Raw genomic sequence first — 19,323 nt, 5'->3', positions numbered from 1 at the left:
CCGACGCCCCTCCCGGTGGCCTGGCCGACATCCCCGCCTCCTCAGTGAACGGGGCGACGCTCCGCTAGAGTGCGGCGGAATGACGGCCGGCGTAGTGTTCGCCCACGGAGCCTTCCACGGCCCGTGGTGTTGGGAGCGGGTGCAGGCCCTGCTGGAGAACCAGGGCGTGGCCACCCACGCATCCGACCTGGGCCGCTACACCACGGCCGAGGACATCGCCGTCTTTCAGGAGAACGTCGACCACATGCGATCCCGGCTGGACGGCCAGGGGCCGGTCATCGCCGTCGGTCACTCCCTGGGGGGCTTGGCCCTGTCCGGACTCCGAGCCGACACGGTGGATCACCTGCTGTACGTGGTGGCCATCCTGGGTGGCGACGACAGCGGCGAGGACAACCCGCCCGACATCAGCGAGGCGGTCATCCCGGAGAACTTCTACCCCGCCCTCGAACCCGGCGAGGACGGCTACACCTCGGTGAATCCCCTCATGGCCGGGGACCTCTTCTACCACGACTGCTCGGCCGAGGATGTCGCCCGAGCGGTAACCCTGCTCCGTCCCCAGCGCTTGGGCCAGCCGCCGCACCCCTGCGCCCGGGCGGCCTGGCGGGACGTGGACGCCACCTACGTGGTGTGCAACGACGACCGCACCCTGCGGGCCGAATACCTGTGGAGCTGTGCCGAACTGGTCGGCAACACGGTGGAGTTCGAGGGCAGCCACTCCCCGCCGCTGGCCCAACCCGAGACCTTGGTGGCGTTGATCACGCGCATCGCCGGGCAGTAGCCCAACCCGAGCCTGCCAACCCAGAGGAGTACCCATGGAATACCGCACGCTGGGAGCCACCGGAGTCCAGGTGAGCACGTTGTGCCTGGGGGCGATGATGTACGGCCCCATTGGCAACAACGACGAGGCCGAGTGTGCGGCCATGACCCACCGGGCGCTCGACGCCGGGATCAACTTCATCGACACCGCCGACCGCTACAGCATGGGCATTTCCGAGGAATTCGTGGGACGAGCCCTCAAGGGGCGGCGCGACGAGGTGGTGGTGGCCACCAAGTTCTACGGCCCGATGGGTGATGATCCCAACATGCAGGGTGGCTCCCGTCGCTGGGTGGTCCGGGCGGTGGAGGACAGCCTGCGCCGGCTCGACACCGACTACATCGACCTGTACCAGATGCACCGGCCCGACCCCCGCACCGACTTCGGCGACACCCTGGCCGCGCTCACCGACCTGGTCCGCGACGGCAAGATCCGCATGATCGGCACCTCCACGTTCCCCGCCGAACTCATCGTGGAGGGCCAGTGGGCGGCCGAGCGTCGGGGATTGGAGCGGGTCCGCTGCGAGCAACCGCCCTACTCCATCTTCACCCGTGAGATCGAGCGGGCGGTGCTGCCCACCTGTTTGGCCTACGGCATGGGGACCATCGTGTGGAGTCCGCTCAACGGCGGCTGGCTCGCCGGGAAGTACCGCAAGGACGCCGAGTGGCCGAAGGACTCCCGGGCCGCCCGCAACCTGCTCCCCGCGGCGCGTTGGGACCGCACCAACCCGGTGGTGCAGCACAAGCTCGATCTGGTGGAGGAACTGGATGCGCTGGCCGCCGAGGTGGGCTGTTCCATGGCCGGGCTGGCCTACGCCTTCACCCTGGCGCACCCGGCGGTGACGTCCACCATCATCGGCCCCCGCACCCCCGAGCAGCTCGAAGCCGCCCTGGAGCACGCCGACCTGCGCCTTTCGTCCGACGTGCTCGATCGCATTGACGAACTGGTCCCGCCGGGCACCGACCTCAACCCCGACGACGCCTTCTACGTCTCCTCGGCTATTGCGGAGGCCACCCTCCGCCGCCGCTAGCGGTGTACCAGCGAACTAGGCCGCCTTGGCCTCACCGTCGCCGTCGGGCGGCGAGATCCTCAAGTGGCCCTCGATGCGGGCCACCCGCTCGCGAAGATCCCCCAGGCTGTGGCCCAGTTCCCTGAAGTTCCCATCGCAGTCGGATCGCAACTGGTCGATGCGATCGCGCAGATTCTCAATCGAGAGGTCGATACGGTCGATGGTCTTGGTGCTGTCCACGTGCTGGTAGCGCATAATGGCGACGCCCATGGCGAGCACCGGCCCCAGCACCGCAGCCAACACCGGCGCCAGGTCTCCAAACGTCACCGTTTCCACGTCCCCACCGTAGCCCCCCAACTCGAACACTGCAACTATTGTGCTCTTTCAGTATATTCCAGTTTTCTCTGCTGCCCGCGAAACGCCTCTACGACGTCGAGGTGCGCTTGCCAGAGCGTTCGATGGCGCGTACGTCGGTGCCCAGGTAGGAGGCGATGACCAGGGGGTCGTTACGCACCTCCTCGGGGGTGCCCTCGGAGATCACCGCCCCGGCCTCCAGGCAGTACACCCGGTCGGAGATGCTCATCACCAGCGGCATGTCGTGCTCGATCACCACCACGGCGGCGTCCAACTCGGCCTGAATGCGCCGGATGAGCGGCCCGAAGGCCTCGCTCTCCCGCTGGGCCACCCCGCCGGTGGGCTCGTCCAACAAGAGCACCTTGGCGTCCACCGCCAACAAGCTGGCCAACTCCACGATGCGGCGGGTGCCAGTGGACAAATTGGCGATGAAGTGGTCGGCGTAGCGCCCCAACCCCACGAAATCCATGAGGTTGTCCACGTCGGACCGTTTGCGTCGCTCCTGGCCGGGCGACGGCGGCAACCCCAACAGCGACGGCACCAACAGCGACCGGTCCCGGGCCTCCATGGCCACCATCAACGCCTCCCGCACCGTAAGGTCGGGATACAGCCGAGCGTGCTGGAAGCCCCGGCCCAAGCCGCCCCGGTGGCGGCGGTAGGACGGCAGCCGGGAGATGTCCCGACCCAACACCTCCACCTGACCGCGGAAGGGCACGAACCCGCTCACCGCGTTCATCAGGGTCGACTTCCCGGCCCCGTTGGAGCCGATCAAGCCCACCAGCTCGCCCTGGTGCACTTCGATGGACACGTCGTCCACCGCCACCTTGCCGCCGAAATGCACCTGCACGTCTCGCACCGCCAGCCACGGCCGGCCGGAGGCCAGCTCCACCGATCGCTGGGTGGTGAACGGCACCGGCTTGGTCAGCGCCGGGGCGGGCTCGACGATGTCGCTGTCGGCCAGCCGACGGTCGGCCAGCTCCAACAGAAAGTCACGCAGCTTGTAGAGCAACTGCATGATCCCGCCGGGGAAGTACATCAACAGCAACAACAATCCCACCCCGGAGGTCAACAGGCGCACCTCGTCGCTGGCCCCGAAGATGGCCGGGATGCCCTTCACCCACAGGACGCCCAACAACGGCCCGGCAATCGACCCCAGCCCGCCGATGATGGCGATGGCGATGACGTTGACCGACTCGTTGGCGTTGAACAGCACCTGAGGATTGATGGTGGGCTCCCCGGTGATGATCAGCCCCCCGCCCAATGCGGCCAATCCCCCGGCCAGCGTGAACGAGATGAGCTTGATCCGACTGCCCGACACGGTGGACGCCGCTGCCATGTCCTCGTTGTCGCGCACCGCGATCATCATGCGCCCGATACCGGTCTTGCGCAGGTGGGCCACCAGTCCCACCGCCAGGGCCAAGAGCACCAGCACGAGGAAGAAGTACGACTTGCGGGAGGCGGTGAAATCGAACGGCCCCCACACCGGCGGCACCACCTTGGGGGTGTTCGTGGACCCCTGGGTGAACACGTCCTGCACGAAGATCCACGACATGGCGGCGATGGCGAACGCCAGGGTGGTCACCGCCAGCATCAGTCCCTTCACCCGCAGGGCGGGGATCCCGATGATCAGGGCGGTGAGCATGCCCACGGCCACCGCGATCACCATGGCCACCCCCCAGGGCAGGTCGAACGACCAGTCCCACCAGTCGAAGGGAATGGGAAGGTCGCCGCTCTCGGTCAATGTCACCACGGTCAGGCCACCGACCCCGGCAAAGGCGAACTGGCCAAGCGAGAGCTGGCCGGCCCATCCGGTGAGCATGGACACCGACAGGGCAACCAGGGCGAACCCCAGGATGCGGGTCCAGGTGTAGAGGTTGGAGTTCTTGGTCAAGAAGGCCCCGAGCAGCACCAAGCCGCCGAACAAGGCCGCGAACCCGAACACCGGCAGATTGCGGATGTACCACAGGCGGCGGAGTCGCTCGGGAATGGCCTTCACCTTGGGCGACAGCGACCACTCCCCTTCGTCCTCGGTACCCCGGCGGGCGATGAGCACGGTGATCACCAAGATGGCGACGAAGAAGATGACGTCCACCGCCTCGCGGATGTCCCGATCCACGTTGCCCTGGAACAAGCGTTGGAAGATCCCCAACCCCACCCCGGCGATCAGAGTGACCCACAGCGACCGCATCCGGGCGATGAGGGCCACCAACAGCACCCGCAACAACAGTCCCGGCCCGAGGCTGGCCGTCCCGGCGTCCGCGGCGCTCACCCGGAAGGGAGCCAACAGGATGAGCGTGACCCCGGCCAGCGCCCCGCCGATGGTCCACACCATGGTGGACACCCGCCGCACGCTGATCCCGAACAGCCGCCCGGTGTCGGCGTTCTCGGCCGAGGCCCGGATGGCCAGCCCGTAGCGGGTGCGGCCCAGGAACAGGGCCAGGATCACGATCACCAGGGGCACCACGATCACCACCAGCAGCTCCCGGCCCCCGATGCGCAGGTGGTCGGTCACCTCCCAGCGGAACTCCTGGGCGGTGAGCTTGGGGGGCAGGGGGAACGGACCCGGTCGGGACACGTCGGGCAGCTCGATGGCGGCGAAGACGGCCAACTGGGCCACCCCCAGCGTGGCGATGAACAACACCAGGCGCGGCGAGTTGAACAGCCGCCGCACCACCACCAGCTCGGTGACCATGGCAAACCCGGCGGCCGCCCCGATGGACAAGAAGAAGGCCAGCCAGTAGGGCACGTCGTAGCGGAAGGTGAGCATGGCCATCAGGGCCACGCCGAAGCTGCCGATCTCGGCGTGGGCAAAGTTCAGCACCCCGGTGGAGCGATAGATGAGGACGAAGCCCGCGGCCAACGCGGCCACGATGAGGCCCTGCACGGAGCCGGAGAACAGGTCCTGCTGGGATATCTCCCAGCCGATGTCGATCACGGCCCGCCCACGCGACGACGGCCACGACCGGAGTCAGCCCAGCCCACGCTCAGCCGCCCTCGGCCCCGAGGAACACCGCCCGGACCAGATCGTCCCGCTGGGCCAGCTCCTGGGCCGGCCCCTCGAAGCGCACCCGGCCCTTCTCCATGAACACCGCCCGCTCGGCCACGCTGAGGGCCACGTTCAACGACTGTTCCACGATGATCATGGTCAACCCGGTGGCCTTCAGGTCTTCCACCACCTCCAGCAATTCCTGCACCACCACCGGGGCCAACCCCAGCGACAACTCGTCGATGAGCAACACCTCGGGGTCGTGCATGAGGCCCATGCCGAAGGCCAGCATCTGCTGTTGCCCCCCCGAGAGCTCGCCCGCCGGTTGGGAGCGCTTCTCCCGCAAGGCCCCGAACACCTCGTACACCTTCTCCACCCGCCGGAACACCTCGGCCCTGTCCTGCTTGGTGCTCAACATGGCAGCCAGCAGGTTCTCCTCCACCGTCAAGCCGGGAAACACCCCGGTGCCCCCCCGCACCTGCACGATCCCCTGCTTGAAGCGCAACTCAGCGTCGGCGTAGGTGATGGTGCGCCCGTTCAGCCGGATGGCCCCCCGATCGGGCACCCCCAAGCCGCTGACCGCCCGCAACAGGGTGGACTTGCCGGCGCCGTTGGTGCCCAACAGGGCGAGCGTCTCGCCCCGACGCACTTCCAACCCGCAGTCGAACAGCACCTGCACCGGGCCGTAGCTGTAGTCCAGCCCGCGTACCTGCAGCACGGGGATGTCGTCGGGGTGCTCCGACATCCGGCGCATCTCCTCCTGTTCCTCCATCAGCTCGTTCACCGCCAGCGAGATGTCGCGCTTGATGTAGCGGGAGCCGTAGGCCACCAAGAGTCCCCCGATGATCGACGCGGGCGGGGCCACCACGCTGATGGCCAGTCGCTCGCCGTGGGCGTCGCTGATGGTGCCCGCGATGATGCTGCCCATGAAGCCGCCCATCAGGAAGATGAACACCGGGAGCAGGGCAAAGGCCTGGGCCCGCATCCGGTAGGGGGCCACCGCGCCGATGGTGGGGGCGGCGGCCACGAAGGAGGCCGATGTGCAGCCGTTGGCCAGGCTGATGCCGAAGATCATGATGACCGGATCGTGGAAGCGCATGGCCATCAGCACCAACACGCCCGACATGATGATCAGCGCGCCCGCGGTGCGCACCATCTTGGCCGGGTCCTCCCGGAACATGCCGTCGAAGATCACGCCGGAGATGGGGATGGCCACCAGACTGGCCAGCCACACCAGCGAGGTCACCCAGCCCCGCTGAAAGGCCTCGTAGCCGTACTCGTCCTCCAGCATCAGGTTGAGCTGGCTGGGCAGGGTCACCAGGGCAAAGCCCAGGGTCCCCACCCCCACCGCCAGGAAGTAGAACGTCTTGACCTTCTTCAGACGGGCGAAGGCGGTGGACATTGACACCGGCAGGTCCGACCCGATGGGAGGCATCTCGTACTGCTCGCCCAGGATGGCCTGCTGCTCGTTGCCCGCCCGAGGGGGCTCCTTCAACAGGAGGGCCACCAGGGCCAGCACCGCCGGGGGCAGGGCGAAGATGAAAAACGCCCACCGCCACCCGTCGTCCCCGCCCGCGACAGAAGCGATGGTCCCGGCCAGCACCGGGCCGATGAGCAGGCCAATGGGCCGACCCATGCCCTCGAAGGCGAAAATCCGGGCCCGGGCGGGAATGGGGTAGGTGTCGGTCAGCAGCGAGGAGTGCACCGGGAGGCGGTTGGCCTGGCCCACCCCGGTGAGCACCCGGGTCCAGAAGTACTGGAACGGATTCCTCACCAGGCCGGTGAGGAACACGCTCACCGCCCACCCGGCGGTGGCCACCGGCACGATGAGGGTCCGCTTCACCCGGTCGGCCAGCCAGGCCAGCGGCACCGCCCCCAGCACCAGGGCCACCCCGCCGAACGAGGAAATGCCCAGAATCACGGTGTCGGACACCCCGAAGGCGTCCTGGAGGTCGGGCAGCAACACGGCGATGGCCACCCGGTCGAACTCATCGATCACGTTGAGGGCGAACAGCACCAGCACCATGCTCAACCCGCCGGCCCGGATGCCCTGGCGCAGCGTCATGGGCTCGTCGCCCACACCGGGCAGCAGATCGTCGGGCAGCACCACCACTTCCGACTTGGCCTCCTGCTCGGCCAGGCGTTTGGCCTCCTCCTCGAAGACGGCCGAGGCAAGGCTGGCCGGATCACCGCCGCCGGGTCGGTTCAGTCGGGACGTACCGACCTTCGACTCATCCACTGTTGCCCCTCATCGGGCCCAGACCCTAGGGCATGGGTGCGACACCCTGCACGAACCCGGCTCGAGTGGGTCGGTACCCATCGGGTTCTTCCATCGGCTACGGTCTCGCGCCAGGATTCCGAGAGGGGTAGCCATGACGAATGCAACGCGGTGGCAGAAGACACTGAAGATCTGGGCAGCACTGCTGGCCCTGGCCATGGTGGCCGCGGCCTGTGGCGGCGGCAACGACGATGACGACAGCACCGCCGACCCCGCGCCCGCCGAGCCCACCGCCGCCCCGGCGACCGGCGACGGGGATGCGCCCGACGATGCCGGAGACTCCGACCAACCGGCGCCGGCGGACACCGATGGCCCGGCCGACCCGGCACCGGACGACTCCGGGGACCAGGCCGACGAACCGGCCGACCCGGCCCCGGCCGAGCCCGTGGACATCGGTTTCGACGAGCCCCGCGGCGATTTCTTCGTGGACTTCCACCGGACTATCGATCGCTCGCACCCGTTCCAGCCGCTGAACACCTTCTGCACCGCCACCCCCGATCCCGACTCCCCGCCGCAGGCCACCGATGTGGGCATCACCGAGGACGCCATCACCGTGGTTCACCTGCGCACCAAGCTGGAGGAACTGGAGGGCATCGGCTTCGCCGTGCCGGTAGGCGACACCATCGACATGTTCGAGGCGTACACCAAGGTGATCAACGAGGACTGCAACGGCATCTGGGGGCGCAGCATCGATCTGCAGTTGGTGGAGGTCTCCGCCCTGGGCGGCGGCGGTGAGGACATCGACACCCTGCGCAACCAGGCGTGCATCGAGGCCACCGAGGACAGAAACGCGGTGATCGTGGTCAACACCACCGGCTTCCAGGGCTCGGCCACGCTGTGCATCGCCGATGACCACGAAACACTGTTCCTCACCACCCAAGGCAACCCCCGCCAATTCCACGAGCAGGCCGACGGGCGCCTGTACTCGCTCAGTCCGGTGGCCGAGGACTCAGTGGTCAATATGACCCGAGCCATCATCGACACCGGCGCCCTGGACGGTAAGACCATCGGGGTGGTTTGGCCCGACACCCCCGGGCAGCCGGAAACCATCCAGGCCGGCATCATCGACATCCTGGAGGGGGCCGGCTACGAGGTGGCCGTGGCCGAGCAGATCGGCTGCGACGGGGCCACCACCTGCCGCAACGGCACCGACATTGCCGTGGAACAAATGCTGGACGAGGGGGTGGACGTGCTCTTCCCAGCACTCAACGTGCTCAGCCTGCCCATCTTCATCGGCGAGATGGTCAGCCAGGGCTTCGCCCCCGGCGACGTGCAGTTCTTCAACTCCGACTTCAACAGCCAGGCCGGCGATCTGGTGTCGGGCAAGGTGGCCGAGTTCGGGGGCGACGCCGCCGGCGCGATGTACAACGGCACCATCATCATCGACGACGCCCCTACCGGTAACTTCCGGGTCACCGAGAATCCGGCGTTGAGCTTCAACGCCCCCCTCAACATCATGTGCAATGAGACCTACGCGGCCAACAGCCCCCGCGGTTACAGCCACCAGCGGGAGGTGTACGGCAGCTACGACAGCTCCTACGGCATGACCTCCTCGGTGTGTACCGAGATGCGGATGGTGGCCCGGGCCATCTACGACGCCGGCCCCAACCCCACCCGCCAGGACATCTACGACGCCTTCGCCAACCTGGGCCCGGTGGACATTCAGCATCAGCTTCCGGCCAGCTACGGTCCCGACAAGTTCGGCGCCCCCGACGTGGTCACCCAGTTGATCTTCCAGTACCCCTGCCCCCGTGATCCCGACATCCCCACCTGCGTGGAGCAGACCCATCCGTATCGGCTCATCGACTGACGTCGCTACCGGCCGTAGCAGGGGTAGCATCACCGCGTGAGCATTCGCCGGTTTCTTCCCCACGGCTACGGCCGTCCGATGGCCTTAGCCTTGGCGGTGGTACTGCTGGTGGCGGCCTGCGGGGGGAGCGAGCCGTCGGCCACCGATCGGGCACCCTCTGCGGGCGCGGCCAACGCGGACGCAACCCAAACGGACGCGCCCACCACCCCGTCGTCGCCCTCGGCCGCCCCGGCGGAGGGCGGCTCCTCAGGGGCCAGCCAGACAGCTCCTGACGCCGACCCTCCGGCCACCGCCGCTACCGGGGCCGAAACCGGCGAGGCCGCGCCATCAAGCGACGCCCCCACCACCTCGGCGCCGGCCGCTCCGGCCCCCGAACCGACTCCCCTGCCGGCGTCGGAGTTGCCGTCGGTGACGGTGGTGAACGTGGCCACCGGGGCCGACACCGACCTGGCCGACCTGGCCCCCGCCGACCGGCCCCTCGTGTTGTGGTTCTGGGCGCCCCATTGACCCACCTGTCGCCGGGAAGCCCCCGGCGTCGAGCAGTTTGCTCGAGACAACGCCGAAACCCTCACCGTGGTGGGCGTGGGCACCCAGGACGACCTCGAGCTGGCCGAACAGTTCGTGGAGTCCACCGGGGTGACCTTCACCATGCTGTGGGACCCCACTTTCCAGTCGTGGGGCCAGCTCGGCATCACCGGCCAACCGGCGGGCATGCTCTTGAACCGCTACGGGCAGATTCTCGACCAGTGGCGGGGGGACATCCCCCACGACCGGGTGCTGGAGGCCATCGGGGCCTAGGGGTGCCTTGCGGGCAATCCTGTGGCCGAGGGCAAAGGCCCGACCGCCCCTGCTAGCCCACGAACGGGAGCTTCACCACGGTGGCGGGCACCGGCGTGCCCCGCAGGTCAACGGCCAGCTCGTCGCCGATGGTCACGTCGGGGGAAACCAAGGCCAACGCGATACCGGCCTCGAGCACCGGCGAGAAGTTGCCCGACGTGACCTCTCCCACCACGTCGCCGTCCCGCAACACAGCCTGGCCGGACCGGGGCGGGCGCCGACCCTCGATGCGCAACCCCCGCAGCCTCCGGGCCACACCCCGCTCCCGTTCGACGGCCAACGCCGCCTTGCCCGCAAACGACGGCTTGTCCCACCGCACCACCCAGCCCAGCCCGGCTTGCAGTGGCGTGATGCCCGGCCCCAATTCGTGGCCGTGCAGCGGCAAGCCTGCTTCCAGGCGCAGGGTGTCGCGGGCCCCCAGACCGGCCGGGGTGATTCCCGCGGCGGTCACCGCATCCCAGAGCGACCCGGCGTGGTCAGCAGGCACGGCGATCTCCACACCGTCTTCGCCGGTGTACCCGGTGCCCGCCACCGTGAGGGCGATACCGTCCCACCCCACCGCCTCCACACAATTGCGGGCCACTGCGGCGGCCTCCGGCGAGATGGTCGCCAGTCGACCACGGGCCTCGGGGCCCTGCACGGCCAGCACCGCCCGGTCGGCGGTCACATCTTCGGCCCGGAGGCCCCCGTCGGAACCGGCGCCGGCCAAGGCGAGCCGTACCCGGTCGGTGTTGGAGGCGTTGGGCATCACCTCGAAACTCTCATCGTCCACCCACCACACGATGATGTCGTCCAGCACCGAGCCGTCCTCGTCCAGCAAGTGGGTGTACTGGGTACGTCCGGGGCCGATGCGAGCCAGATCGTTGGTGAACGCCTGCTGCAGCCGGTCGTACGCCTCCGGCCCGGTCACCCGCAGCGTGCCCAAATGGCTCACGTCGAAGACCACCGCATCGGTTCGACAGGCCCGGTGCTCGGCCAGGGTGCCCGTGGGGTACGACAAGGGCATGTCCCAGCCACCGAAGGGAACCAACTTGGCCCCCAACCGGCGATGGCGGTCCTCCAGGGGTGACGAGCGCACGGTACCGCTCAGCCGGCCCCGGCCCCGGTGCGGGTCAAATCACCCTGGCCTCCCGAGGCATCCTCGAAGCCGTACTTGCCGAGCAACCTCCGGTAGTCCCGCCGACTCAGCACCACCACGTCCACGTCGGGATAGCACTCCCGCAGCCGCCGCACCTTGGCGTTCTTGCCGGTGATGTGCTTCTGGTGGACCGTGGTGATCTCCACGTAGCGGTCGAATCGGGGCAGGTAGAAGTCGGGGGAGAAGGCCTCGGTCACCTCGCCCGACGCATTGCGAGCCAGCACGAACGTCCGGGGTTCGTAGCGCCACTCCACCCCGTAGAAGTCGAGCAACTCGGCGAACTGCCGCTCGGAACGGTGGGCGAACACGCGCCTGCCGGCCTCTCCCGAGTACCGCTCCTACGTGCCGGTCCGGGCGACGCTGTCGGATTGCGGCTCGGAGGAACCCACCGGCAGAGCCTCTTGAACGGGCAACTCCCGCACGGCGGCGTCCACCTCTTCCACCAGGCCCTCCATCCGAAGGTAGAGCGCCCCCTGCCCTTGGCGCAGCGCATCCAGCAACTGCTCGTCGGTTCTGACCAGTAGCGAGCGGTTGCCGTGGATCACCAGATCGGCGCTGGCCACGTTCTCACCCAATTCCTCGCGCAGATACTCGAACACCTCGCGCACCCGGCGAAGGCCGATCCCCTCGTCCAGGAGCCGCTTGATGAGCTTCAGCTCCAGCAGGTCGTTGTAGGAGTACCGGCGGCGGCTTCCGCTGCCGTCGGCCTCTTGGGCCGTCGACCGCACCAAGCCGGTGCGGGTCCAGTAGTCGAGCTGACGGTAGGTGATGCCGACGATCTCGATGGTCTGCGGTGAGCTGAAATCGCCGACTACCGGTCTCTGATCGCTCATCTGATGCTCCCATGCCGGGGCGCGTCACCCACACGGACTGTTACACCGGGGAAACTACGCCATTGAACTTCCACAGCCTACGACTCACCCTGTGGATTGTCAAGGATGGGGGCAATCGGTCAGCCGTTGAAATCCTCGGGGCTCACCTGGTCCAGGAACTCCCGGAACTCGTCCAGGACCTCCTCGGCGGGCTGCTCCTCCCCCGTGGATTCCCCGGCGTCCACGGTGTGGCCGGCCGCCTCCAGCACGGACTCGTCGGCGAAGATGGGTGCTCCGGTCCGCACGGCCAGTGCCACCGCATCCGAGGGGCGACTGGAGATCCGCCGGGCCCCATTGTTCCCGGCCAACTCCAGCTCGGCGTAAAACGTGCGGTCGCGCAACTCGGTCACCACGATGCACTCCAGCCGCACGCCCAGGTCGTCCAGCACGTTCTTGAACAGATCGTGGGTCATGGGACGGGGCGTCTCCACTTCCTCCATGGCCAGGGCAATGGCCTGCGCCTCGGCGCCACCGATGAAGATGGGCAACAACCGGCCCGCGCCGTCGGTCTCCCGCAACAGAACGATCGGGGCGTTGGAGGGCAACTCGATCCGCACCCCGATCAACTCCATCTTTTTCATATCGTCCTTCTTCATTGCGCCGCCCTCAATGCGCCCACGCTAGTAGAGCATAGGGACATAGTGGTCGGGATCGTGGGCCAGACGGTCCGGATCACCGATGATCAGCCGGTCGAGGTTCCGGTAACGACCCGCCCAGTCCAGGCCGTATCCCAAGAAGAACTGGTCAGGGGCTTCGAATCCCACGTAATCGGGCTCGATGGGCAGGATGCGTCGAGCCCGCCGATTCAACAGGGCGGCCACCGCCACCGAGGCGGCCGACCGGCGGTGCAGCTCTCCCATCAGGTAGCCCAGGCTGAGCCCGGTGTCCACCACGTCTTCCACCAACACCACCTGGCGTCCGGTCACGTCGCAATCCAGATCCTTGACCAGCTTGACCCGGCCCGAGTCCGGGGCGAATCGGGAGAGGGCCATGAAGTCCACCTCCACCTCGACGTCCAGCCTGCGCACCAGGTCGGCCAGGAACGGCACGCTGCCCTTGAGCACGGCCACCAGCACGGTCCCCGGCGAGCACCTCTGCGACATTTCCGAGGCCACCCGGGTCACCGCCTGTTCGATGGCCTCCCGCCCGGCGAACAGCTCGGGCTCCACCCGGCCCACGCCGCTACTGGTGCGTCCGGGTGTGATGGGCCAGCGCCCCCCGAAGGAGAGCAAGCCGCAGTTCGGTGCCCAGGTTGGTCATCTCCCCCAACGTGTCCTGGGACAGTCGGCGGGCCTCGGCGGTGCGCTGCATCACCAGCGGCATGATCCGCTGTTCCATGAGCCCCGCCTCCCGCTCGGCGGCCGACTTGTAGGCCCGCAGATGGCGAGGCTCCACCCCGTGGGCCAGGAACCCGGCCGCCACCGTGGCCACGTCCAGGGCCTCTCGGCCGTAGTGGGCCAGCGCCCCGTCGTCCAGAGGCTCGATCAGGCCGAATTGCTGCAGCTCCAGGAGCTTGGCCGGGCTCAGGCCGCTGGCCGAGGCCAGTTCGTCCAGGGTCAGCGATACCGGGGCGGCACCCGGATCGAGCGGGTTCGGCTTCCGACCGGCCCGGGCGGCCGAGCACGCCCCCCCGGTGGGGGCCGCGTGGCCGCCGTCGGACGGGGGGAACTCCTCACGCTCGATGCGCTCCTTGATCACCTTCAGGGGCAGGAAGTGGTCCCGCTGCTGTTCCAGGATCCAACGCAACCGCTGAACATCGGCTTCGGTGAACTTCCGGTAGCCCGACGGGTTGCGCTGGGGGTCGATGAGGCCCTGGCTCTCCAGGAAGCGGATCTTGGAGATGCTGATGTCGGCGAACTCACCCTTGAGCACGTCCAACACCTGGCCGATGGACTGGTGCTGGTCGCTCATGGGCCGGTCCCGTCGTAGTAGACCAGCTTGAAGCGGCCCACCTGGAGTTCGTCGCCGTTCTTCAACCCGGCCTCCTCCACCCGGCGGCCGTTCAGATAGGTGCCGTTCAACGAGCCCTTGTCCCTCACCCGTCGGACCAGGCCCTCGCGGGTCACCTCGGCGTGGCGGCGCGACACGGTGATGTCGTCCAGGAAGATCTCCGAGTCGGGATGGCGACCCACCGTGACCGGGGAATGCGACAGCTCGAACCGGCTGCCCGCCGCCGGTCCCTGCGTCGCCACCAGCACGGCCGGGTGCGCCGGCAGGTCGATCTCCAGGACCAGTTCGGTGGTCGGCTCATCCGCCGAGGCCGCAACTTCGGCGGCTCCCGGCGGTCCCAGGCGCCGACCGCAGGCCGCACAAAAGTTGGCCCCCGACGCGGCGTTGACCACGCACTGCGAGCAGCCGTCCGGGCCGCCGGGGCCTTCCGTGGGCACCGACGTCAATCCACACCCTCGGTCAGGTCGGTATAGGCGCCGGCGTCCAACAGGGCGTCCAGCTCGGACACGTCGGCCGCATCGATGACGCAGATCCACCCGTCGCCGTAGGGATCCTCGTTCAACCGCTCGGGGTGGTCGATCAGATCGGTGTTCACCTCCACCACCACCCCGGTGACCGGCGAGTAAATCTCCGACACCGACTTGGTGGACTCCACCTCGCTGAAGGCCTGGCCGCAGGTCACCTCGGTGCCCACCGGGGGCAGCTCGATGTAGACGATGTCGCCCAGCGCGTCCTGGGCGTAGTCGGTGATGCCCAGCCAGATCCGGCTGCCTTCGACCTTGGCCCATTCGTGGTCTTCGGAATAGCGGAGCTCTGCGGGGGTGTTCATCGCCCCCACCGTATCGGGTAGGGGAAAAACTCTCAACCTCAGCTTGAGGCTGGGGCTCGCCCTTCGATCAGGGCCCGGCGGGCCCGGGGGATGTACTCCACCGCGGCGTAGTAGCTGAGCACCAGGGAAGGGATGCCCAAACCCCAGCCGATGCCCCGCAGCACCAGGCCCCCGCCCACCGAGGAGTCGCCCAGCAAGAGGAAGGGCAGCGCGAACATGAGGCCGAAGGTGGCCGCCTTCCCGGTGAAGGTCACGTCGATCCGGCGGGCCCCCAACCCGGCCAGCACCACCACCACCAGCGAGACCAGCCCCTCCCGCACCAGCATGGGCACTCCGAAGGCCGCATGCAGGGAACCGTCCACCATCATCACCACCACCGCGGCCAGGAACATCAGCCGATCAGCGGCGGGATCCAGGATCTTGCCCAACTCCGACACCTGGTCGAACCGACGGGCGAGGTAGCCGTCCACCCAGTCGGTGGCCCCCAGCACCCCCAGCAGGATGGCCGCCCCCGCCCGGTTGCCCATGCCCAGCACCAGGACGCAGAACACCGGCACGCACCCCAGCCGGAGCACGGATATGGCGTTGGGTACCGTCAGGATCCGGGTACCGGTCGCCGAGGACGGACTCCTCTCCGGGGGTGTGTCCACGTGGTCCTCCATGGGCGCAGACACTAGGGGATTCGGCCACGGGGGCGTCTACCATCAGGGCATGGCCGGCGTCTTCACCAAGATCATCAATCGGGAACTGCCCGGACACTTTGTGTGGGAGGACGACGACTGCGTGGCCTTCCTGTCCATCAACCCCATACAGACCGGTCACACCCTGGTGGTGCCTCGGGCCGAGATCGACCACTGGCTGGACGTCCCCCCCGACCTGGCCGCCCACCTCATGGTGGTGGCCCAATCGGTGGGCACCGCCCAAATGGCGGCCTTCTCCCCCCCTCGGGTTGGCCTGATCATCGCGGGCCACGAGGTGCCGCACACCCATCTGCACGTGATCCCCACCTTCGACATCGGCGATTTGAGCTTCGCCAATGCCCGATCCTCCGTCCCCCCCGAGGAGCTGGCCGCCGCCGCCGACCTCCTGCGCTCCCACCTGGCCGGCTAGCCGGCTCCGATCGGCACGGGCCCCGATCGGCATCGGGCCCTGATCAGCTCCGGGTGACGTTGCGGCGCTGATAGACCCGCAAGCCGGCCTCCTGGTGCTCCAGCTCGAAGCGCTCGAAGCCGGTTCGGCGCACGTCCAGATCGAAGCTCTCGATGTCCAGGGGGCTCCACTCGGGGGCCGCTGCCGTGTCGAACACGATCCACTCCACCCGGGGGGTGGCGGCCAACGCCGCGCTGTCGGGGTCGTCGGTGGTGTTCAGCACGTACAGTCGGGTCCGATCCGACAGCAGGGGCAGCACCTGGTCGGAGGCCCGCACCGAGGCGTCCTCCGGAATGGCGTCGGCCGCCTCCCGGCGGGCCACGTCCATGGTGTCGCGCCGACCCCAGTCCCAGGGCTCCTGGTAGAGCGAGCTGGGGGCGTCCCACATGAAGAACAGGCTGGCGGCCAGCACCAATGCGGTGAGATAGCGGCGGTCCACGTTCACCCGCTCCACCAGCACCCGTCCGGACCGGGCCAGGGCCAACACGGTGGCGGTGAACACGAACGGGATCATCGGCACGGTCTGGGAGGCCTCCAACAGTTGGCCGGGGGGCACGTCGGCCACCAGGTACACCGCGAACAGCGGCAATGCGGGCAGCACGTAGCGGGGCGCCACCAACGGCAGGAGCATCACCGGGGCCAGGAGCAACACGATCACCTGGAAGTTGGCCTGCGACATGGCGTCGGCCACCACCTGATGAGGTGCGGAGATGAAGCCCCACAGCACCGATCCCGGATGTCCCCCGCCGAAGTCGGAAAACGCCTCGATGTGGGGGAACCGGCCCCCGTTGAACCGGGGTTGGACGGCGGTCAGAGACACCAATCCGTAGGCCAACCCCCCCCAGAAGATGGCCGCGCCGGGGCGGCGCCGACCCTCCACCATCACCATCAGGCCCAACCCGGCCAGGGCGAAGGCCAGATCGGACCGGCAGGTCACGCTCAACAGGGCGAACACCCCGAACCAGTTCCACTGGCCCCGCAACGAGGTGAGCACGGCGGCGAACAGGGCGGGCACGGCCAGCGCCTCCGGGTGGAAGTCGGCCAGGTTCACCGCGTGGACGGCCGGATAGGCGCTGTAGGCGAAGATCACCGCCGCGGCGGTGCCGGACTTGAGTCGGCCGATGTCGCGGGCGATCCGCCACAGCGGCACCACGGCCAGCGCCAAGGCGGCGGCTTGCAGGGCCAGCAGGGTGGGTTGGGCCGGAAACAGCGCGGTGAGCCCGGCCACCGGGTAGAGGATGTAGGCGGCTTGTTCCCACAGCAGGTTGTGGCCGGCCACGCTGGACAGCGGTTCGTACCCCTCGCCGATGAGCCACACCCCTTGGAGGTAGCTGGACAGGTCGGCCCCGGCGTCCAGTTGGCGGGCTCGGGCCAACGACAGACCCGACAGGGCGCCCCCCAGAAACAGGGCGATCACCCAGGGGACGGCTCGGTCCACCTGCGCCGTGTCGAGCCGGGCCTGCCAGCGCAGGGAGAAGATCTCCAGCCGCCGTTGGAGCACGGCGAGCCTGGCCGCGGCCCCACCCATCCCTGGTGCTCCTCCGCTACCCGACCAGAACCGTGTGGGTGTCGCGCCCCGAACGCAGCAGGGTCCCGGGCCGGGCGTCGGTGGCATGGCCGCCGCTGACGATGATTTGGCCGTTCACCACCACGTGGTCCACCCCGGTTGCGTCGGCGAACAGCCGGGCCGTGCCGCCGGGCAGATCGTTCACCATGCGCATGGCCCCAGCGTCCACCGTTTCGGGGTCGAAGACCACCAGATCGGCGTGCCACCCCGGCTGGATGCGGCCCCGTTCCCGCAGCCCGAACAGGCGGGCAGGGGCGTCGGTCAGCATCTGGATGGCCGACTCCAGCGACGCCAGTCGACGGCCCCGCAGGCAGTCGGCCAGAAAGGCGGTGGTGTAGGGGGCGCCGCACATCCGGTCCAGATGGGCGCCCGCGTCGGAGCCGCCCAACAGGGTGTGCTCGCTCTGCCACGCCTCGGCCCGAAGCCGCCAGCTCTCCTCGTCGTCGTCGGTGGGTGCCGGCCACAACACGGTGCGCAGCTCGTCGGCCAGCACGATGTCCACCAGGGTGTCGAAGGGCTGGGTGCCCCGCTCGGCGGCGATCTCGGCCACGGTGCGCCCGGTGCAACCCTGGTTGGCCGGGCTGAACGTGTCGCCGATGCGGTAGCCGCCCCAGCCGGTGAGCCTGCTGAACACCCCGGCGTCCGGGGAGGATGCCCGCTCGGCCAAATGCGCCCGAGTGCGGGGTTCGGCCAGGCGGGCCATGCGTTCGGGCACGGGAAGACCGAGCACCTCGCCCCAGTCCGGCAGCATGTTGAGGGCGCAGTAGTTCAGAAAGCTCATGTTCATGCCCACCAGCACCGGCATGGTGAGCGCCACCACCCGGGCGCCCTGCTCGGCCGCCCGCACCGACGCCCCGAGCTGGGCCCGGTAGCGGTCGGGGTCGGCGGAGTCGATGGTGAGCACGTTCCAGTTGAGCGGGCGGCGGGCCGCCCGGGACATGGCCACCATCAGTTCCAGCTCTTCTTCGGTGAAGCCCTGCATGCAGCCGTCGGTCACGTACTCCAACGTGGTGCCTTCGTGCTCAGCCACCACCGAGCACAGCGCCACCACCTCGTCGTTGTCGGCGAAGCGGGAGGCCACCGGGGCGCCGTCGCCGTCGTTGTGGGTGTAGGACAGCGAGGTGGAGAAGCCCAGCCCGCCCGCGGCAATGCCCTCGGCCAAGAGCGACTTCATGGCCTCCAGTTGGCCGGGGTCGGCCTGGTGGCCGGTGGCCTCGGCCCCCATGACCGCCCGGCGGATGGCACAGTGACCCACCAGGAAACCGGCGTTGACCCCGAGCGTGCCGTCCAAGCGAGCCAGGTAGTCGCCGAAAGTGCGCCACGACCAGTCCAGGCCCGACTCCAAGGCCGAGAGGGGCATGCCCTCCACCTTGGCCATCATGCGCTGCAGGTAGGGGGCATCGCCGGGGTTGAGGGGGGCCAGGGTGAAGCCGCAGTTGCCCCCGATCACGGTGGTCACGCCGTGCAGGTTGGAGGGGGAGGCAACTGGGTCCCAGAAGAGCTGGGCGTCGTAGTGGGTGTGGGGGTCGACAAAACCGGGGCACACCACCCGATCGGTGGCGTCGATCTCCGTGCGCCCGTCATCGGCCACCTCACCGATGGCCACGATGCGGCCCGCGTCCACGCCCAGGTCGCCGCTTCGGCCGGGGCCGCCGGTGCCGTCGACGATGGTGCCGTTGCGAAAGACCAGGTCCAGCACGGCTGCCACCCTACTCATTCGGGTGGGGTGG

General features: G+C 68.6%; 19 protein-coding genes and 1 pseudogene. 6 read left to right on the top strand and 14 right to left on the bottom strand.

From position 1 onward, the window contains the following. The first annotated feature begins 79 nt into the window (after positions 1 to 79). Positions 80 to 778, top strand: a complete 699-nt coding sequence (locus ACOQPQ_RS02800) for an alpha/beta fold hydrolase (RefSeq protein ID WP_420637923.1) — start codon at positions 80 to 82, stop codon at positions 776 to 778. Positions 779 to 812: 34 nt separating this feature from the next. Beyond that, the gene (locus ACOQPQ_RS02795) at positions 813 to 1,844 is read left to right on the top strand and encodes an aldo/keto reductase (RefSeq protein ID WP_420637922.1); all 1,032 of its coding nucleotides are present in this window, start codon (positions 813 to 815) and stop codon (positions 1,842 to 1,844) included. 15 nt (positions 1,845 to 1,859) lie between these two features. Here ACOQPQ_RS02795 and ACOQPQ_RS02790 read toward each other — a convergent pair whose 3' ends face one another. The 3 genes from ACOQPQ_RS02790 to ACOQPQ_RS02780 are packed head-to-tail and all read right to left on the bottom strand — an operon-like array spanning position 1,860 to position 7,402. Then, positions 1,860 to 2,189, bottom strand: a complete 330-nt coding sequence (locus tag ACOQPQ_RS02790) for a hypothetical protein (protein ID WP_420637921.1) — start codon at positions 2,187 to 2,189, stop codon at positions 1,860 to 1,862. Positions 2,190 to 2,247: 58 nt separating this feature from the next. Then, positions 2,248 to 5,112 (bottom strand): ABC transporter permease subunit, encoded by a 2,865-nt coding sequence (locus tag ACOQPQ_RS02785; protein WP_420637920.1) that lies wholly within the window; start codon positions 5,110 to 5,112, stop codon positions 2,248 to 2,250. A gap of 49 nt (positions 5,113 to 5,161) precedes the next feature. Next, a complete protein-coding gene (locus ACOQPQ_RS02780) occupies positions 5,162 to 7,402 on the bottom strand; it encodes an ATP-binding protein (protein ID WP_420637919.1) in 2,241 nt (746 codons plus the stop codon). 133 nt (positions 7,403 to 7,535) lie between these two features. On the opposite strand from ACOQPQ_RS02780, the gene ACOQPQ_RS02775 reads away from it, so the two are divergent. The 3 genes and pseudogenes from ACOQPQ_RS02775 to ACOQPQ_RS02765 form a co-directional block, all read left to right on the top strand. Next, entirely contained in the window at positions 7,536 to 9,251 is a 1,716-nt protein-coding gene (locus ACOQPQ_RS02775; protein ID WP_420637918.1) for a hypothetical protein, read from the top strand. Positions 9,252 to 9,287: 36 nt separating this feature from the next. Continuing rightward, positions 9,288 to 9,758, top strand: a complete 471-nt coding sequence (locus tag ACOQPQ_RS02770) for a hypothetical protein (protein ID WP_420637917.1) — start codon at positions 9,288 to 9,290, stop codon at positions 9,756 to 9,758. Positions 9,759 to 9,770: 12 nt separating this feature from the next. After that, positions 9,771 to 10,049 (top strand): annotated as a pseudogene (locus tag ACOQPQ_RS02765) (TlpA family protein disulfide reductase); the annotation flags it as partial. Between the two features lie 52 nt (positions 10,050 to 10,101). Here ACOQPQ_RS02765 and gcvT read toward each other — a convergent pair. From gcvT to ACOQPQ_RS02720, 9 genes are all read right to left on the bottom strand, one after another. Further along, positions 10,102 to 11,166 carry a glycine cleavage system aminomethyltransferase GcvT gene (gcvT, locus tag ACOQPQ_RS02760; protein ID WP_420637916.1) on the bottom strand — a complete coding sequence of 355 codons (1,065 nt, stop codon included), beginning with the start codon at positions 11,164 to 11,166 and terminating at the stop codon, positions 10,102 to 10,104. 8 nt (positions 11,167 to 11,174) lie between these two features. After that, entirely contained in the window at positions 11,175 to 11,534 is a 360-nt protein-coding gene (locus ACOQPQ_RS02755) for a hypothetical protein (RefSeq protein WP_420637915.1), read from the bottom strand. Between the two features lie 30 nt (positions 11,535 to 11,564). Beyond that, positions 11,565 to 12,059, bottom strand: coding sequence for a MerR family transcriptional regulator (locus ACOQPQ_RS02750; RefSeq protein WP_420637914.1), 495 nt, complete (start codon positions 12,057 to 12,059; stop codon positions 11,565 to 11,567). A 119-nt stretch (positions 12,060 to 12,178) separates the two neighbouring features. After that, on the bottom strand, positions 12,179 to 12,679 hold the full coding sequence (locus ACOQPQ_RS02745; RefSeq protein ID WP_420640347.1) for a bifunctional nuclease family protein: 501 nt from the start codon (positions 12,677 to 12,679) through the stop codon (positions 12,179 to 12,181). A gap of 39 nt (positions 12,680 to 12,718) precedes the next feature. Continuing rightward, positions 12,719 to 13,276, bottom strand: coding sequence for a hypoxanthine phosphoribosyltransferase (gene hpt, locus ACOQPQ_RS02740; protein WP_420637913.1), 558 nt, complete (start codon positions 13,274 to 13,276; stop codon positions 12,719 to 12,721). 4 nt (positions 13,277 to 13,280) lie between these two features. Further along, a complete protein-coding gene (locus ACOQPQ_RS02735) occupies positions 13,281 to 14,009 on the bottom strand; it encodes a MerR family transcriptional regulator (protein ID WP_420637912.1) in 729 nt (242 codons plus the stop codon). Then, positions 14,006 to 14,485 carry an FHA domain-containing protein gene (locus ACOQPQ_RS02730; protein WP_420637911.1) on the bottom strand — a complete coding sequence of 160 codons (480 nt, stop codon included), beginning with the start codon at positions 14,483 to 14,485 and terminating at the stop codon, positions 14,006 to 14,008. Before ACOQPQ_RS02730 ends, ACOQPQ_RS02735 begins: the two co-directional genes overlap by 4 nt. Positions 14,486 to 14,490: 5 nt before the next feature. Beyond that, entirely contained in the window at positions 14,491 to 14,877 is a 387-nt protein-coding gene (gene gcvH / locus ACOQPQ_RS02725; protein ID WP_420637910.1) for a glycine cleavage system protein GcvH, read from the bottom strand. 38 nt (positions 14,878 to 14,915) lie between these two features. After that, positions 14,916 to 15,539: a CDP-alcohol phosphatidyltransferase family protein gene (locus ACOQPQ_RS02720; protein WP_420637909.1), complete on the bottom strand. Its 624-nt coding sequence runs from the start codon at positions 15,537 to 15,539 to the stop codon at positions 14,916 to 14,918. 49 nt (positions 15,540 to 15,588) lie between these two features. Between ACOQPQ_RS02720 and ACOQPQ_RS02715 the strand changes: the two genes are divergently transcribed. Then, complete coding sequence (locus ACOQPQ_RS02715) at positions 15,589 to 15,987, top strand: HIT family protein (RefSeq protein WP_420637908.1); 399 nt, start codon at positions 15,589 to 15,591, stop codon at positions 15,985 to 15,987. 43 nt (positions 15,988 to 16,030) lie between these two features. Here ACOQPQ_RS02715 and ACOQPQ_RS02710 read toward each other — a convergent pair whose 3' ends face one another. Then, complete coding sequence (locus ACOQPQ_RS02710; protein ID WP_420637907.1) at positions 16,031 to 17,554, bottom strand: DUF2079 domain-containing protein; 1,524 nt, start codon at positions 17,552 to 17,554, stop codon at positions 16,031 to 16,033. A gap of 16 nt (positions 17,555 to 17,570) precedes the next feature. Further along, the gene (locus ACOQPQ_RS02705; protein ID WP_420637906.1) at positions 17,571 to 19,292 is read right to left on the bottom strand and encodes an N-acyl-D-amino-acid deacylase family protein; all 1,722 of its coding nucleotides are present in this window, start codon (positions 19,290 to 19,292) and stop codon (positions 17,571 to 17,573) included. Between the last annotated feature and the right edge of the window lie 31 nt (positions 19,293 to 19,323).

Source organism: Candidatus Poriferisocius sp. (assembly GCF_965219775.1).
Lineage (GTDB): Bacteria > Actinomycetota > Acidimicrobiia > Acidimicrobiales > Bin134 > Poriferisocius.
The sequence above is the reverse complement of the archived record's forward strand: the minus strand, read 5'-3'. Positions and strand labels throughout refer to the sequence as shown.